Origin of the sequence: Nocardia spumae, from assembly GCF_020733635.1 — a bacterium.
Lineage (GTDB): Bacteria > Actinomycetota > Actinomycetes > Mycobacteriales > Mycobacteriaceae > Nocardia > Nocardia spumae.
The window spans coordinates 500,211-517,625 of the sequence record NZ_JAJFZL010000001.1; the positions used below are offsets into that span (position 1 = coordinate 500,211).

General features: G+C 70.5%; 1 protein-coding gene. It reads left to right on the forward strand.

Annotation, left to right across the window (positions count from 1 at the left end; all coding sequences use genetic code 11):
* Positions 1-774 precede the first annotated feature (774 nt).
* Positions 775-17,409 (forward strand): type I polyketide synthase, encoded by a 16,635-nt coding sequence (locus LKD76_RS02260; RefSeq protein WP_227979257.1) that lies wholly within the window; start codon positions 775-777, stop codon positions 17,407-17,409.
* Positions 17,410-17,415: the final 6 nt, after the last annotated feature.

The window sequence follows — 17,415 nt, forward strand, 5'->3', positions numbered from 1 at the left end:
CGTCCATCCGGCGGGTACGTAGGCATACTTACGCAGTGACGGCGCGCTGGGTGAGGCCACCCGATGCGGCGGTGGGACGCCGTCGCGGGGCCGCCGCCGATATCGCGGAGAAGAATTCGACCCTCGTCGAAAAATGATAGAGCACAACGGCTTTCATTCGGAAGACGGGGCAGGGATCCGGTTCGCTCCGGCCGGGATCGGGGAGCGTTTTCGAGATCGTGAGGCCCTCGACGCCGGTCCGGATCGGCCCGTGTCGATTGTCCGGATCGACCGAAATACTGATTGGTTTAGTAGCGGTTGCGGGAAGCCGTGTGGACTGGCAGGCTAACGCTCAGCTCGCAAACTTGGACGGTCGTCCTGCGGGTTTTGCTTGGCGGAGAAAGATTTTGGTGTGCGATGATTCTGTCTTCTCAACAGGGGGAATTGCGGCGTCCGCCACGGGTGTCGGACCGAATACCATTGTCGAGGGTGCTGATGTTCTTCTCGCCAGGGTGAGAAGTTCACCTTTGTGACGTTTCGGTAACCATCGAGCAATTCAGTGCCGCCACATTTTTCGGCGGATCGTTGTAGACCGACGACGGTCTGAGCCGAGGCACCCACATGCCGGTCCCGCGCCGGCCCACTCGCCGATTCGACGACGCATCGATCGATCATCGATGCACTTCCGTACCTCCGTGAGCCCGCGACGCTCTCCGCGTCGCCGGGTCTTTTCGCCGACCCCGAAAACCCTGGATGTGAGACGTGGACACAAGCGCCGGTGATTCGTCCGATCGTATGTTGGAGTACCTGAAGAAGGTCACCGTCGAGCTGATGACGACGCGCGACGACCTGACCAGGCTGCGGGACAAGATCGATGAGCCGATCGCCATCGTCGGGATGAGCTGCCGCTATCCGGGTGGTGTGGAATCGCCGGAACAACTGTGGGATCTGGTCGCCTCCGAAACCGACGCCGTCGGTGCGTTTCCGGCGGACCGGGGCTGGGACCTGGAGGGTTTGTACGACCCCGATCCCGATCGATTCGGCAAGGTATACACCCGAGCCGGTGCTTTCCTGCGCGATGTCGGCGATTTCGACGCCGGGTTCTTCGGGATCGGTCCGCGCGAGGCCGCGGCGACCGATCCGCAGCAGCGGCTGCTGCTGGAAGCCTCGTGGGAGGCCTTGGAGAACGCGGGCATCGACCCGACATCGCTGCGCGGCAGCGATACCGGTGTCTTCGCCGGAGTGATGTACGAAGACTACGAACACACCGCACGGGCGGCGGGACCGGTCGCGGAGGGGTACGCGGGTATCGGCTCGACCGGCAGCGTGGTCTCCGGGCGGGTGGCGTACACGCTGGGTTTGGAGGGCCCCGCGGTCTCCGTGGACACCGCGTGCTCCTCCTCGCTGGTGGCCATTCATCTTGCCTGCCAGGCACTCCGGCGCGGCGAGACCTCGCTGGTGCTGGCGGGTGGCGTGACCGTGATGTCGACTCCGTTCCTGTTCATCGAATTCTCCCGCCAACGTGGCCTGTCACGTGACGGACGGTGTAAGTCCTTCTCCGCGGCGGCGGATGGGGTCGGCTGGTCCGAGGGCGTGGGGGTCGTGGTTCTCGAGCGGCTGTCGGACGCGCGGCGGCTGGGCCACGACGTGCTGGCCGTGGTCAGGGGTTCGGCGGTGAACCAGGACGGTGCGTCGAACGGGCTGACCGCGCCGAACGGTCCGTCGCAGGAGCGGGTCATCGCCTCCGCGCTCGCCGCGGCGGGATTGACCCCGGCCGATGTGGACGCGGTCGAGGCGCACGGCACCGGCACGACACTGGGTGATCCGATCGAGGCGCAGGCGTTGCTGTCGGCGTACGGCCGGGATCGCGCCCAGCCGCTGCGGCTGGGGTCGTTGAAATCGAATATCGGACACTCGCAGGCGGCTGCCGGTGTCGGTGGAGTGATCAAGATCGTCCAGGCATTGCGGCACGAGATGTTGCCCAAGACATTGCATGTGGACGCGCCCTCGCCACATGTGGACTGGTCCGCGGGATCGGTGCGCCTGCTGACCGAGGCGCAACCCTGGCCCGCGGGCGAACGGGTGCGCCGGGCCGGTGTGTCCTCGTTCGGTATCAGCGGCACCAACGCGCATCTGATCCTGGAGGAGGCGACCGCGCCGGCGGCCGGCGAGTCCGCGCCGACCGGCGACGACCACGACCCCACAGCGGCCCGCCCCGAAGCCGATGTGCTCGCCCTGCTGGTGTCGGCCAAGTCCGACGCGGCGCTGCGCGCCCAGGCCGGGCGCCTGCGACAGTGGCTGATCGAGCACCCCGAGGCCGATCCGTGGAGCGTGGCGCACACACTGATCGAGACCAGGACGCGGTGGAATCGGCGCGCCGCGGTGATCGGCCGCGATCGGCAACAGCTGCTGGCGGGTCTCGCGGAATTGACGGCGGGAGCGCCGAGCGCCGATGTTGTCGACGCGACGGTCCGGCCGGGCCGGACGGCCTTCCTGTTCACGGGACAGGGCGCGCAGCGGGTCGGTATGGGTTCGGCTCTGTACCAGGCGTTCCCGGTATTCGCGGCCGCGCTGGACGAGATCTGCGGCGAATTCGATCCGCGTCTGGGCGGATCGCTACGAGAGGTGATGTTCACCGATCCCGCCGGTGTGCTGGACCGAACGGAGTGGACGCAGCCCGCGCTTTTCGCGTTCGAGGTGGCGCTGTACCGGTTGGTGGAATCGTTCGGGGTGCGGCCGGATGTGCTGATCGGACATTCGATCGGTGAACTGGCGGCGGCGCATATCGCGGGCGTGTGGTCGTTGGCGGACGCGTGTGCGCTGGTGGCCGCGCGCGGTCGCCTGATGGGTGCGTTGCCTCCGGGCGGCGCCATGCTCGCGGTGGCCGTCTCCGAGCAGCGGGCCCTCGACATCGTGGCCTCCTATGGTGATCGGTTGTCGCCGGCCGCGGTGAACGGTCCGCGATCGGTGGTGCTGTCGGGTGCGGACGCGGCCGTCGCGGAGGTCGAAAGACTGCTCTCCGGAGAGGGCGTCAGAACCTCGCGGCTGCGGGTGAGTCACGCGTTCCATTCGGCTCGTATGGACCCGATGCTCGCCGAATTCCGCACTGTCGCGGAGCAGTTGACCTATCGGGCGCCGACCGTTCCGATGATCTCGAACATCTCCGGTGAGCTCGCCGGGAACGAGATCACCGATCCGGGCTACTGGGTCGAGCAGGTGCGCGGCGGGGTGCGGTTCGCGCCCGGTGTGGACGCGCTCGTCGCGGCCGGGGTCCGCCGCTTCGTCGAGGTGGGACCGGATGCGGTGCTGGCGGCCATGACTCGTCAATGCCTGGCCGAACAGCCCGAGATCGAAGCGGAATCTGTGGTGGGCGCCGGAGCGCGGCGCGCGGCCGACGAGGTCACGCAGTTCGTCGGCATGCTGGCACTGCTGTACGGCGCGGGCGCCGAGGTGAACTGGAGCCCGCTGTTCGCGGGCCGGTCGCTGAGCCGGATGTCGCTGCCCACCTACGCGTTTCAGCGGCAGCGCTACTGGCTGCAGCCGCTGCGCGACGCGTCGTCGGGATCCTCGGACCATCCGATCCTGACCGGTGTCGTCGCTCTGGCGGGCCGGGACGAATCGTTGTTCACCGCCCGGGTGTCGTCGGCGACGCACCCGTGGCTCACCGAGCACGCGGTCTTCGGTTCGGCGCTGATGCCCGGGACCGGATTCGTCGAACTGGCGCTGGCCGCAGGAGCCCGGCTGGGCCTGGAATCGGTCGAGGAACTATTGCTGGAAGCGCCGTTGCTGCTCGGCGACGACACCGCGATCGACATTCAGCTCGGCGTCGAACCGGCCGACGACGCGGGCCGCCGACGGTTCGTGATCCATTCCCGCGCCGTCGCGGACGCGAACAGCCGAGCGGTCGAATGGGTGTCGCACGCGACCGGAGTGCTGGCCCCCGCGGCCGAGGACATTCCGGCGTGGGTCGAATCCGGTGGGCCGGAATCGCAGAGCTGGCCACCCGCGAGCGCCGAGCCCGTGCCGGCGGACAGCCTCTACGATCGGCTGGCCGAGCTGGGATTCGGCTACGGCCCCACCTTCCAGGGTGTCACCTCGATCTGGCGCGACGGCGACGATCTGCTCGTCGAGGTCTCGCTACCGGCCGAATCAGCGGAGCAGGCATCGGCATTCGGAATTCACCCCGCCCTGTTCGACGCCACCTTCCACGCGGCGATCACCGAACTCGCGCGGGATATGCCGGCCGGCCGGCTGCCGCTGCCGTTCTCCTTCGCCGGGGTGCGGCTGTACCGCACCGGCGCGGCCGCGGTCCGGGTCCGGATCGAACGATCGGGCGCCGGACGGATCAGGGTCGCGGCGATCGACGACAGTGGCGCACCCGTACTGAGCACGGATGCGCTGACCGCACGGCCGGTGGATGTGGCGGCACTCGATCGCGGGACCGTGCGCCGGGCGTCGCTGACGGATCTCGAGTGGGTGCCGGTGCCCTCGGGAGCGCCCGCGTCGACACCGTCGGTCGCACTGCTGGGCGCGGCGAGTGTCACGGGTGCGCGGCAGCGCGCCGCCTCGCTCGGCGAAGTGTTCGACGGCGACCAGGCATCGCGGGTCGTGGTGTGGTCGCCCGCGGCGGGTCCCGCCGGGGTGGACGTCCCGGTCCGCACTCATGACGTGTTGCGCTCGGCGCTGGAGGTGCTGCAGGCGTGGCAATCTCGGGAGTATCCCGAGGATGCGCGCCTGGTGGTGCTGACCCGGGGTGCGGCGAGTCTGCCGGGGGAGGAGCCGGATCCGGTAGGCGCGGCGGTGTGGGGGCTGGTGCGCAGTGCGCAGGTCGAACACCCGGGTCGTTTCGTCCTCCTCGACGCCGGGGTCGGCGATGATCCGACGGTCGAACAGATCGCGGCCGCGGTGGGATCGGACGAACCGCAACTGGTCGTCCGCGACGGCGGCCTGCGGGTGCCGCGGCTGCGTCGCCACACCACCGTGGCGGCCGAGCCCGAGGCACCCGTCTTCGGCGCCGGCGCGGTGCTGATCACCGGTGGCACCGGTGGTTTGGGCGCGGACGTGGCGCGACATGTGGTCGCGGCCCACGGTGTGCGCCGGCTGGTGCTGGTGTCGCGGCGTGGTGAGCGTGCCGACGGCGTCGCCGAGCTGACGAGCGAGTTGACCACGGCCGGCGCGCAGGTGCGGGTGGAGGCCTGCGATGTCGGCGATCGGTCGGCGTTGGCGGCGCTGCTGACACGACTGCCCGAGGAATTCGCGCCCAGTGCGGTGATCCATTCGGCCGGTGTGCTCGACGACGCCACCATCGAGACCCTGAGCGCCGAGCAGTTGGACCGGGTCCTCGCCTCGAAGGCGGACGCCGCCTGGCATCTGCACGAGCTGACCGGCGACCGGGAGCTGTCGGCATTCGTGCTGTTCTCCTCGGTGGCGGGAGTCGTGGGCACCTCCGGGCAGGGCAACTATGCCGCGGCGAACGCGTTCCTCGACGCGTTGGCCGCCCACCGGCAGGCCCGGGGACTGCCCGCGGTATCGATCGCGTGGGGTTCCTGGAATCAGGGCAACGGTATGACGAGCGGTCTGGACGGCGTGGCCATGGCGCGCATGGGCCGGCTCGGTGTGCGGCCGCTGGACACCGCCGACGGGCTGGCGCTGTTCGACCGGGCGGTCGCCGCGGCGGCGCCGATGGTCGTCGCCACCGACTTCGACACCGAAGCGTTGGCGGACCGGGCGCGCGACGGATCGCTGCCTCGGATCCTGTATTCCATTGTGACGGTGCCGGTTCGGCGGGCCGCCGATGTCAGTGGAACCCTGGCACGCCGCTTGGCCGCGGCCGCGGCGCCCGAGCGCGAGGCGATCGTGCTGGAGGTGGTCCGCGGTCAGGTCGCCGGGGTGCTGGGGCATATCTCGGGCGATGCCATCGATCCGGCGACGCCGTTCACCGAACTCGGCTTCGATTCCCTTGCCGGAGTGGAATTCCGCAATCGGCTCGCCAAGGTCACCGGCGTCCAACTGCCCTCGACCCTGGTCTTCGACTACCCGACCGCGGCGGCGGTGGCGACTTTCGTCCGTTCCCGGGTCGGCGATGCCGAGGAGGCGGGCGCCGGGCGTGCCGCGCGGGCACCGCGCCGGGTCCGCACCGACGAGCCGATCGCGATCGTGGGGATGAGCTGCCGATATCCGGGAGGTGTCAGTTCACCGGAGGGGCTGTGGGAACTGGTCTCGTCGGGCACCGATGCGATCGGCGATTTCCCGACCGATCGAGGCTGGGACCTCGAGCACCTGTTCGACCCCGATCCCGATCACTCCGGCACCTCCTATCTGCGACACGGCGGATTCCTCAGTGGGATGGCCGATTTCGATGCCGGCTTCTTCGGCATCGGCCCGCGCGAGGCGGCGGCGATGGATCCGCAGCAGCGGCTGCTGCTGGAGGCGTCCTGGGAGGCACTGGAGGCGGCCGGCATCGATCCGACATCGTTGCGCGGCAGCGATACCGGAGTGTTCACCGGCGTCTCCTATCAGGACTACGAGGAGATCGCGAAGGCGGCGGGCTCGGCCGCGGAGGGATATATCGGCACCGGTTCGACGAGCAGTGTGCTCTCCGGCCGGGTGGCGTACACGCTGGGGCTGGAAGGCCCGGCGGTCACCGTGGATACGGCCTGCTCGTCATCGCTGGTCGCGATGCATCTGGCCTGCCAGGCGCTGCGCCAGGGGGAGAGCTCACTGGTGCTGGCCAGTGGCGCCCAGGTGATGTCGACGCCGTTCATGTTCGTGGAGTTCTCCCGGCAGCGCGGACTGTCGCGCGACGGCCGCTGCAAAGCGTTCTCGGCGGCGGCGGACGGTGTCAGCTGGGCCGAGGGCGTGGGCGTACTGGTGCTGGAGCGGCTGTCGGACGCGCGGCGGGCGGGACACGAGGTGCTCGCCGTGATCCGGGGTTCGGCGGTGAATCAGGATGGCGCGTCCAACGGTTTGACCGCGCCGAACGGTCCGTCACAGGAGCGAGTGATCACTTCGGCACTGGCCGCGGCGGGGCTCGCCGCGACCGATGTCGATGTGGTGGAGGCGCACGGCACCGGCACCCCGCTCGGGGATCCGATCGAGGCACACGCCCTGATCGCCACGTACGGACAGGGCCGCACCGACCCGCTGTGGGTGGGGTCCCTGAAGTCGAATATCGGGCATTCGCAGGCTGCCGCCGGTGTCGGCGGCGTGATCAAGATCGTGGAGGCGTTGCGGCACCAGATGCTGCCGCGCACCCTGCATGTGGACTCGCCGTCACCGCATGTGGATTGGTCGGCCGGTGCGGTGCGACTGCTGACCGAGGAGCGGCCCTGGCCCGCCTCGGTGGAGCGGGTGCGCCGAGCGGGGGTGTCGTCGTTCGGTATCAGTGGGACCAACGCCCACCTGATCATCGAGGAGGCGCCCGCGGGCGCGGAGCCCACGGCGGTCGCGACCACCACCACCCCGTCCGTGGCATCGGAGGCGGTGCCGCTGCTGCTGTCGGCGAAATCCGATGCGGGACTGCGGGCGCAGGCCGCTCGGCTGCATCACTGGGTCTCGGCGCATCCGGAGGCGAATCCGGTCGACGTGGCGCATTCGCTGCTGACCACGCGCACGCGATTCGATCGGCGCGGCGCGGTCGTGGCGAGTGATCGCGAGAGCATGCTCGCCGGTCTGGCGGAGCTGGCCGGATCGACGCCGGGGACAGCGGTGGCGGAAGGGGCTCCGCGCGCGGGGAGGACCGCCTTCCTCTTCACCGGACAGGGCGCGCAGCGAGCCGGCATGGGCGCGGGGCTGTACGCGGCATTTCCCGTGTTCGCCGCGGCGTTCGACGAGCTGTGTGCCGAATTCGATCGGCTACTGGACTTCCCGCCGGCCGTGAACTCGTTGCGCGACATCGTCTTCGGGGTGGCCGGTGCGGAGTTGCTGCATCGCACCGAGTTCACCCAGCCCGCCCTGTTCGCCTACGAGGTCGCGATGATGCGACTGGTCGAATCGTTCGCGATCACTCCCGATGTCCTGATCGGTCATTCCATCGGCGAAGTGGTCGCCGCGTATGTGGCGGGGATGTGGTCGACCGCCGATGCCTGTGCCCTGGTGGCGGCCCGCGGCCGGTTGATGGGCGCCCTGCCGGAGGGCGGTGCCATGCTCGCCGTCGCGCTCGGACAGCAGCGCGCGGTCTCCGAACTGACCGAATTCCGCGGCAGGCTCTCGATCGCGGCGGTGAACGGCCCGGCGTCGAGCGTGATCTCCGGCGACGAGGCGGCGATCGCGGAACTGGAGTCGACTCTCGCCGCGCAGGGTGTGAAAACCTCTCGGCTGCGGGTCAGCCACGCCTTCCACTCGGTGCTCATGGAGCCCATGCTCCCCGAATTCGAAACCCTGGCAGCCGGTCTGAACTACGGCAGCCCGCTGCTACCGGTGATATCGAATGTCTTCGGCATCGTGGGCGGCGAAGCGTTCGCCGACTCGCTGTACTGGGCCGGTCAGGTGCGCGACACCGTCCGCTATGCCCAGGGCGTCGACACCCTGGTGGATATGGGCGTCCGGCGGTTCCTGGAACTGGGTCCCGACGCCGTGCTGGCGGCGATGACCCGGCAGTGCCTGCCCGCCGATATCGAATCGAGTTCGGCGGTGGCCGCGGCCGGACGCCGCGGCACCGACGAGGTGACTCAATTCCTCACCTTCCTCGCCGACGCCCACAACGCCGGCATCGAGGTCGACTGGGAGCCGTTGTTCGCGGGCCGGTCTCGCGTCCGACTGCCGTTGCCGACCTACGCGTTTCAGCGCCGCCGCTACTGGCTGGACGTGACCGGCCGGGTCGCGGCAGGCGGTGTCGATCACCCGGTGCTGCTGGATGCGGTGCCGGTGGCCGGTAAGGACGAGTGGCTGTTCACCGGAACGCTGTCGCTCGCCCGGCAGCCGTGGATCGCCGACCATGTGGTGTTCGGGACGCCGGTGGTCCCGGCGACGACCTACCTGGAGCTGGTATCGGCGATCGGCGTGCGGCTGGACGTCGCGGTCGTTCACGAGATGCTGCTGGATATTCCGCTCGCCCTCGGCGAGACCGCGGTCGATGTCCAGATCGCGGTCGGCGAGGCCGATTCGAACGGTCGGCGGCCGTTCACGATCTACTCCCGGCCCGAGCATCGCGACGGCGCCGAGGCGTGGATTCCGCACGCGAGCGGTGTCCTGGCCGCCGCGCCGGCCCCGGCCGTCGCCGATACCGGATGGGATCGGAGCTGGCCGCCCGAGGGCGCGCAGCCCATCGACGAGCAGGTGCTGTACCGCCGAATCGCCGAGGCCGGAATGGATTACGGCCCGTCCTTCCGTGGGATGCGTGCGGCCTGGCGCCGCGGTGACGAGGTGTTCGCCGAGGTATCGCTGGACGAGGCCACGGCCGGGCAGGCCGCCCGCTACGGAATCCATCCGGCCTTGTTCGACGCCTGCCTGCATCCCGCGCTCGATTTCGTCTGGGACGATCTGCCCGCGGGCCGGGTGCCGCTGCCGGTCTCCTTCGGCGACGTGTCGATGGCGCGCACCGGTTCCGGACCGGTCCGGCTGCGGGCAATGCTGTTGGGCAGCTATCGGATTCGCATGGACGTGGTCTCCGAGACCGGCGAGCCGGTACTGAGCGCGGATTCGATGACGGTGCATCCGGTGGAGCGGCGCACGGTGGAGCGGGTTCGGTCCGCCACCGCCGTCGTAGCCCTGCACGGGATGCAGTGGGTGCCGCTGCGACCGGCCGCACCGTCGACGAGTGGCGAGTCGATGGCGATTCTCGGCCAGGCCGTCGTGGCCGGTGTGGACCGCCGACTCGAGGAATTCACCGGGTCGGAGGTGGCCGCCGGGCTACCGGAGACGATCATCTGGCAGGTCGGCGACCACGAGCCGGACGAACCCGCCGACGCCGGTCGGCGCGCTGTCCTGCGGGCCCTGGACCTCGTGCGTTCGTGGTCCGCGCACGCGGGTACGGAATCCCGCCTGGTCGTGCTCGCCCGGCACGCGCTGGGACTGCCGGACGAGTCGCCCGATCCGGTGGCGGCCGCGGTAGCCGGATTGATGCGCAGTGCGCAGGCCGAACATCCGGGCCGCATCGTGGTGCTCGACGTCGACGGTGAGATAGATGCCCGGACGATCGCGGCGGCGCTGGCCACCGACGAACCACAGATCGCGGTGCGCGACGGCCGGCTGTCGGCGCCACGGCTGAGCCGCCTGGCGAATTCCTTCGGTCGGCAATCGAATTCACCGAGTTCGGCCGCACCGTTCGGAACGGGAACAGTGCTGGTGACCGGCGGGACCGGCGGGCTCGGCGCCCTGGTCGCGCGGCATCTGGCGGTCGAGTACGGCGTGCGCCGACTGCTGCTGGCCTCGCGGCGCGGACGCGACGCCGAGGGGGTATCGGAGCTGATCGCGGAGCTGTCGGCACTGGGCGCCGAGGTCGACGTCGCCGCCTGCGATGTGGCGGATCGGGATGCCGTCGCGGCGCTGCTGGCCGGGATGCCATCGCGGTTCCCGCTGTCGGCGGTGGTGCACTCCGCGGGCGTGGTCGACGACGGCACCGTCGAGAACCTGACCGCGGACCAGGTGAACCGGGTGCTGCGCCCGAAGGTCGACGGATCGTGGACGCTGCACGAAGCCACGCGGGACACGAATCTGTCCGCGTTCGTGGTGTTTTCGTCGGTCGCCGGGCTGGCGGGCTCACCCGGACAGGGCAACTACGCCGCGGCGAATGCCTTCGCCGACGCGGTCGCCCGGCTACGGCGGGCACAAGGTCTGCCGGCGGTATCGGTGGCGTGGGGGCCGTGGAACGCGGACAGCGGCATGACCGGCGAACTGGGCGCGGTCGGATTGGAACGGTTGCGGCGGTTGGGCTTCCACGCCCTCACCGACACGACCGGTCTGGCATTGTTCGACGCGGCGGTCACCGCGGACGCGGCGCTGGTGGTGGGTGCGGAATTCGATCCCGCCGGACTGGCCGAACAGGCCGAGGCGGGTGCCCTGCCGAAGGTGCTGAGCTCGCTGGTGGCGACCCCTCGCGCGCAGGGCGGCAGCGGATCCGCGCCGGTGGGCCGGCTGGCCGCCGCCGCGCCGGACGAGCGTGCCGCGGTGGCGCTGGAAGTGGTTCGCGAACAGGCGGCCGCGGTGCTCGGACATGCCTCCGCGGCCGAGATCGATGCCGAGATCGCCTTCACCGAACTCGGGTTCGATTCCCTGGCCGGTGTCGAATTCCGCAACCGGCTCACCAAGGCCACAGGCATAGCGCTGCCGTCCACCCTCGTCTTCGACCATCCCACCGCACAGGCGGTCGCGAGCCTGCTCGCTGCCCGGATCGGGGACGCGCCCGCCACGCGGCAGCGGCCCGCGCAGACCGCGCGCCGGGTCCGGGCCGACGAACCGATCGCGATCGTCGGCATGAGCTGCCGCTATCCCGGCGGTGTCGAATCCCCGGAACAGCTGTGGGAGCTGGTGGCCTCGGGCACGGACGCGATCACGCCCTTTCCCACGGATCGGGGCTGGGATCTGGAACGGCTGATCAATCCGGACCCGAACGAACCCGGCACCACCTATGTCCGGGAAGGCGGATTCCTCTCCGACGCGGCCGCATTCGATGCCGGCTTCTTCGGAATCAGCCCGCGCGAGGCGACAGCGATGGATCCGCATCAGCGGCTGATACTCGAAACCGCCTGGGAGGCATTGGAGAACGCGGGCATCGATCCGACATCGTTGCGCGGCAGCGACACCGGAGTGTTCGTCGGCGCCACTCCTTCCGGGTACGCGGAGCGGGTCGTCGGTGAATACGAGGGCTTCCGGATGACCGGAAACTCCGACAGCGTGACCTCGGGTCGCGTCGCCTACGTCTTCGGCCTGCAGGGCCCGGCCATGACCGTGGACACGGCGTGCTCGTCGTCGCTGGTCGCGCTGCACCTGGCGTGCCAGGCGCTGCGCAACGGTGAGACGTCGCTCGCATTGGCCGGCGGTGTCACGATTTCGGGCAGTCCGGAGTTGTATGTGGACTTCGCGCGCCAGCGCGGGCTGGCCGCCGACGGGCGCTGCAAATCGTTCTCCGACAGCGCCGACGGCGTCGGCTGGTCCGAGGGTGTGGGAGTGCTCGCGATCGAACGGCTGTCGGACGCGCGCCGACTCGGGCACGAGGTGCTGGCCGTGCTCAGGGGCTCGGCGGTGAATCAGGACGGCGCGTCGAACGGCCTGACCGCGCCGAACGGTCCGTCGCAGGAGCGGGTGATCGCGTCGGCGCTGGCCGCCGCCGGCCTGGAGCCCGGCGATATCGACGCGGTGGAGGCGCACGGCACGGGCACGCCACTCGGCGATCCGATCGAGGCGCAGGCGTTGATCGCCACCTACGGGCAGGGCCGCACCGAGCCGGTCCGGGTCGGATCGCTGAAGTCGAATATCGGCCACGCGGTCGCGGCCTCGGGCGTGGGCGGCGTGATCAAGATGGTGCAGGCGCTGCGGCACGAGATGTTGCCGAAGTCGCTGCATGTCGATGTCCCCTCGGCACATGTGGATTGGTCGGCGGGCGCGGTGCGGCTGCTCACCGAGGCGGAGCCGTGGGTCGCGGGCGAGCGAGTGCGCCGGGCCGGGGTGTCGTCGTTCGGCATCAGCGGAACCAACGCGCACGTCATCGTGGAGGAGGCGCCCGCGCCGGCGCGGGAGGGCCGGCCGGGCGCGGAGACCGACACCGACGACGACAGCGTCGTCGCCTGGCTCCTGTCGGCGAAATCCGAGGCGGGCCTGCGAGACCAGGCCGACCGGTTGCGGGCGTGGCTGGTCGAGCGGCCCGAGGTCGATCGGCACGGCGTCGCGCACTCGTTGATCGACACCCGCGCCCAGTTCGAGTGGCGCGGCGCGGTCGTCGGCCGGGACCGCGACGAGTTGCTCGCGGGCCTGGCGGATCTGGCCGCGAACACGCCGTCGGCCGGCGTGGTGGACGGGACGACCGCGGCGGGGAAGACGGCGTTCGTCTGCACCGGCCAGGGCTCGCAGCGGGCGGGGATGGGTGCGCGGTTGTACCGGGCGTTCCCGGTTTTCGCGGCCGCGCTGGACGAGGTGTGCGCGGAGTTCGACCGTCGTCTCTCGGGGTCGCTGCGGGAGGTGATGTTCGCCGACCCCGACGGCGCGCTGGATCGGACGGAGTGGACGCAGCCGGCGTTGTTCGCGTTCGAGGTGGCGTTGTTCCGGCTGGTGGAGTCGTTCGGGATCGTCCCGGATGCGCTGATCGGGCATTCGATCGGCGAGTTGGTCGCGGCCTATCTGGCGGGTGTGTGGTCACTGGCGGACGCGTGTGCCCTGGTGGCGGCGCGCGGCCGGTTGATGGGCGAGCTACCGGAGGGCGGGGCGATGCTGGCGGTATCGCTGTCCGAGGCCGATGCGATCGAGCTGCTGACGGGGTATGGGGATCGAGTATCGATCGCGGCGGTGAACGGGCCGGAATCGGTGGTGGTGTCCGGTGATATCGACGCCGTCGGCGAGTTGGAACGGCTGCTCGCGCGGCGCGGGCGCAAGACGACGCGCCTGCGGGTCGGTCACGCATTCCATTCCGCCCGCATGGAACCCATGCTCGCGCGGTTCCGGGCGGTCGCCGAGACAGTGACCTACCGGGAGCCGCTCCTGCCGATCGTGTCGAACCTGACCGGTACCACGGACGCGGCGTTCACCGATCCCGAGTACTGGGTGGCGCAGGTTCGGTCCGCGGTCCGGTTCGAACCGGGAATCCGGACGCTCGTCGGTACCGGTGTGCGCCGATTCCTCGAAATCGGGCCCGATGCCTCGCTCACCGCCATGATCCGCCGCTGCGTCGGAGACGGTGACGGCGTGGTCACGGCCGAATGGCTGGTCGCGGCGGCGGCCCGGCGCGGAGCCGACGAGGAGGTTCGGTTCATCACGTTCCTCGCCCACGCGCACGTTGCCGGGCAGAAGGTGGACTGGTCGTCGCGGATGCGGGGTTCGTCGCGCCGAGTTCCGTTGCCCACCTACGCGTTCCAACGCCAGCGGTATTGGCTCGCGGCCGCCGAGAGCGCCGGTGACGTTCGGACGTCGGGTCTGGACGGGGTGGACCATCCGCTGTTGAGCGCCGCGGTCCGATTGCCGGACTCCGACGGTCTGGTGGCGACCGGACGGCTGTCGCTCGCGACTCATCCGTGGCTGGCCGATCACATGATCGGCGGGACGGTGCTGCTGCCCGGAACGGCCTACGCGGAGTTGGCGTTGCATATCGGGGCGATGACCGCCACGCCGCGACTGGCCGAGCTGGTCGTGACCGCGCCGCTGGCGGTGCCCGCCGAGGGCGCCGTCGAACTGCGAGTGCTCGCGAGCGGCCCGGACGACGCCGAGGCGCGGACGGTGTCGGTGTACTCGCGTCGGCAATCCGATGGCACGCGGGAACGGGCCGAGTGGATCCGCCACGCGACGGGAACCCTTGTCGCACAGTCGCCGTCGTCGCCGGAAACGCTCGCGTCGAGCTGGCCGCCACCCGGCGCGCTACCGGTGGACATCGGCGACATGTACGCGGAGTTCGCCGAACGCGGGTACGGACACGGTCCGCTGTTCCGCGGACTGACCACGGTCTGGCAGCGCGGTGGCGAGGTCTTCGCGGAGGTCGATCTCCCGGAGCAGGAGCATATTTCGGCCGAGCGATTCGGTGTGCACCCGGCCCTGCTGGACGCGGCGCTGCACGCGATTCGCTTCACGGGGCTGACCGGAGATCCCGCCGACGGTGAGATCTTCGTGCCGTACTCCTGGGAGAACGTGGACATCCACGCTGTCGGAGCGGTATCGGCGCGGGTCCGGCTGGCCGCGGCCGAGCCGAGTGCCGCGGGCCAGGACAATCGTCGAATAACGGTGCTGCTCAGCGACTCCGGTGGGCAACCCCTGTGCGAGATCGCGGCGTTGACGATGCGCCCGATCCCGGTCGAGGCTCTGCGCGCCGCGGGCACACCGGAGTTCGGCGCGACCGGATACCGGCTCCACTGGACGCCGGTGGCGCTGCCGGACTCCGGAGATCCGCTCGCCGGCGAGCGCTGGGGTTTCGCGGGGGAGACCGAGACGGTGACGGTCGGCGGGGTACCGGTCGCGGTGGTCCGGCTCGCCGACATACCGGCGGATGCGGACGTGCCCGGCGCGGTGCATTCGACCCTGCGGGACCTGTCGGTGCGGGTGCCCGAACTCCTGGCACGGTACGAGCGGATCGTCGTGGTGACCCGGGACGCGGCCGAGGTGCCGGCCGCGGGGCAGGTGGACCCGGTGGGTGCGGCGGCGTGGGGTCTGCTGCGCAGCGCGCAACACGAAAACCCGGGCCGGATAACGATCGTCGATCTGGATCGCGCCGGCGATCATCGCGGTGGTGTCGCCGCGGCGGTGCGCCTCGCGGACGAATACCAGCTGGCAGTGCGCGACGGTGTGGCCTACGTGCCCCGGGTGATTCCGGCGAGTCCGGTCGTTCGTCGTGGCACATCCGAGGACGGCGGCCTCGCCGTGCGGCCCGAAGGCACCGTGTTGATCACCGGCGGAACCGGCGGACTGGGCGTGCTGGTGGCCCGGCACCTGGTCACCGATTACGGGGCCCGCCGCCTGCTGCTGCTCAGCCGGCGAGGTCCGGCGGCGCCCGGCGCCGCGGACCTCGCCGCGGAGTTGGCCGCGCTCGGCGCACACGCCGAGATAGTGGCCTGCGATGTGACCGACCGGGCGGCGCTCGACGGCCTGTTGTCGACGATCGCGCCCGAGCATCCGCTCACCGGAGTCGTGCACACCGCGGGCGTGCTCGACGACGGACTCCTGGCCGATATGACCGAGCGGCGACTGGCGACGGTACTGCGACCCAAGGTCGACGCGGCGTGGCATCTGCACGAGGCCACCGCGCACCTGGACCTGTCGATGTTCGTGCTCTACTCCTCGTTCGCGGGAATGATCGGCAGTCCGGGACAGGCGAACTACGCGGCGGCCAACGCCTTCCTCGACGCGGTCGCCCAGCACCGGCGCCACCACGGCCTACCGGCCACGTCGATCGCGTGGGGGCCCTGGCGTGGCGCCAGTGGCATGACGAGCACCCTGACCGAGGCCGATATCGCCCGCCTGCGCCGGGAGGGCCTGATCCCGCTCGACGACGCGCACGGGATGCCGCTGTTCGACGCCGCGATGGCCGCCGACGCACCGACCGGTGCCGCGGTGCGTCTCGACCTCGCGGCGCTGTCGGCCCAGGCGGCGGCGGGCACGCTGCCCAAGATGCTCAGCTCCCTGGTCACCGCCGCGCCGCGTCGCGCGGCCGGTGTCCGATCGCTGGCGGGACAGCTCGCCGCCGCAACCGAATCCGAGCACGCGGACATCGTGCTGGCGGCGGTACGCGATCATGTCGCGGCCAGTCTCGGACACAGATCCGGGGATGTCATCGACCCGGGCGCGCCGTTCACGGAGCTGGGTTTCGACTCACTCGCCGGGGTCGAGTTCCGCAACCGGCTCGCCAAGGCGACCGGGCTGGCACTGCCGTCCACTCTGGTCTTCGACCATCCCACGGCGGCGGCACTGGCCGAATATCTCTGCGCCAGAATCGATGAGATGGTGCCGGCCGCCGCGGCGGCGCCGACGGTGGCACCCGCGGACATCGGGACCCGTGGCGGCCTCACCGAACTGGTACTGGCCGCCCATCGACGCGGACGGGTCGACGCGGCGCTGCCCATGCTGCGGGCGAGTGCCGCACTCGTCGATACCTTCGGCGCCGGCGGCGGCGAGTCGCAGCCGATCCCGCTGAGCCGAGGCCGGTCGAATGCCTCGCTGATCTGTGTGCCGTCCTTCGTGGTCGGCACCGGGCCTCACCAATTCGGCCGGCTCGCACGGGAACTCGGCGGCGATCGCACGATCGCGGCGCTGCGTCTGCCGGGCACTCGGCCCGGGGAGCGGCTGCCCGAATCCTGGGATGTCCTGCTGGATTCGCTGGCCGCCGCGGTGGAGCGGGTCGACGGACCGCGGCCGCATGTACTCGTCGGCTATTCCGCCGGCGGCGCCATAGCGCATGCGCTGGCACATCGCCTGGAACAGGCCGGGCGGGGACCGTCGGCGGTGATCCTGCTCGACACCTACTCGCCCGATGACGCCGAGCAGAATCGCCGAGTTCTGTCGAGCGCCATCGAGTCCGTGCTCGATCTGGCCGACGGGGTCACCGAGATCGGCGATCACGGGCTGGTCGCGATGGCGAAATACGCGCAGCTGTTCGACGAACGGCAGCCGCTCTCGATCGCCGCGCCGACCTTCGATCTGCGGGCTGCCCGACAGCTGCCCGGACTGGATCTGGCCGAGCCCGTGCCCGCGTGGTTGCACACGGGCAAGACGGTCGAGATCGACGCGGATCACTTCTCGATCATCGGTTCGGCCTGCGCCACCGCCGCGGACGAGATCCGGCGCTGGCTAGCGGAGTTGTGACCGATG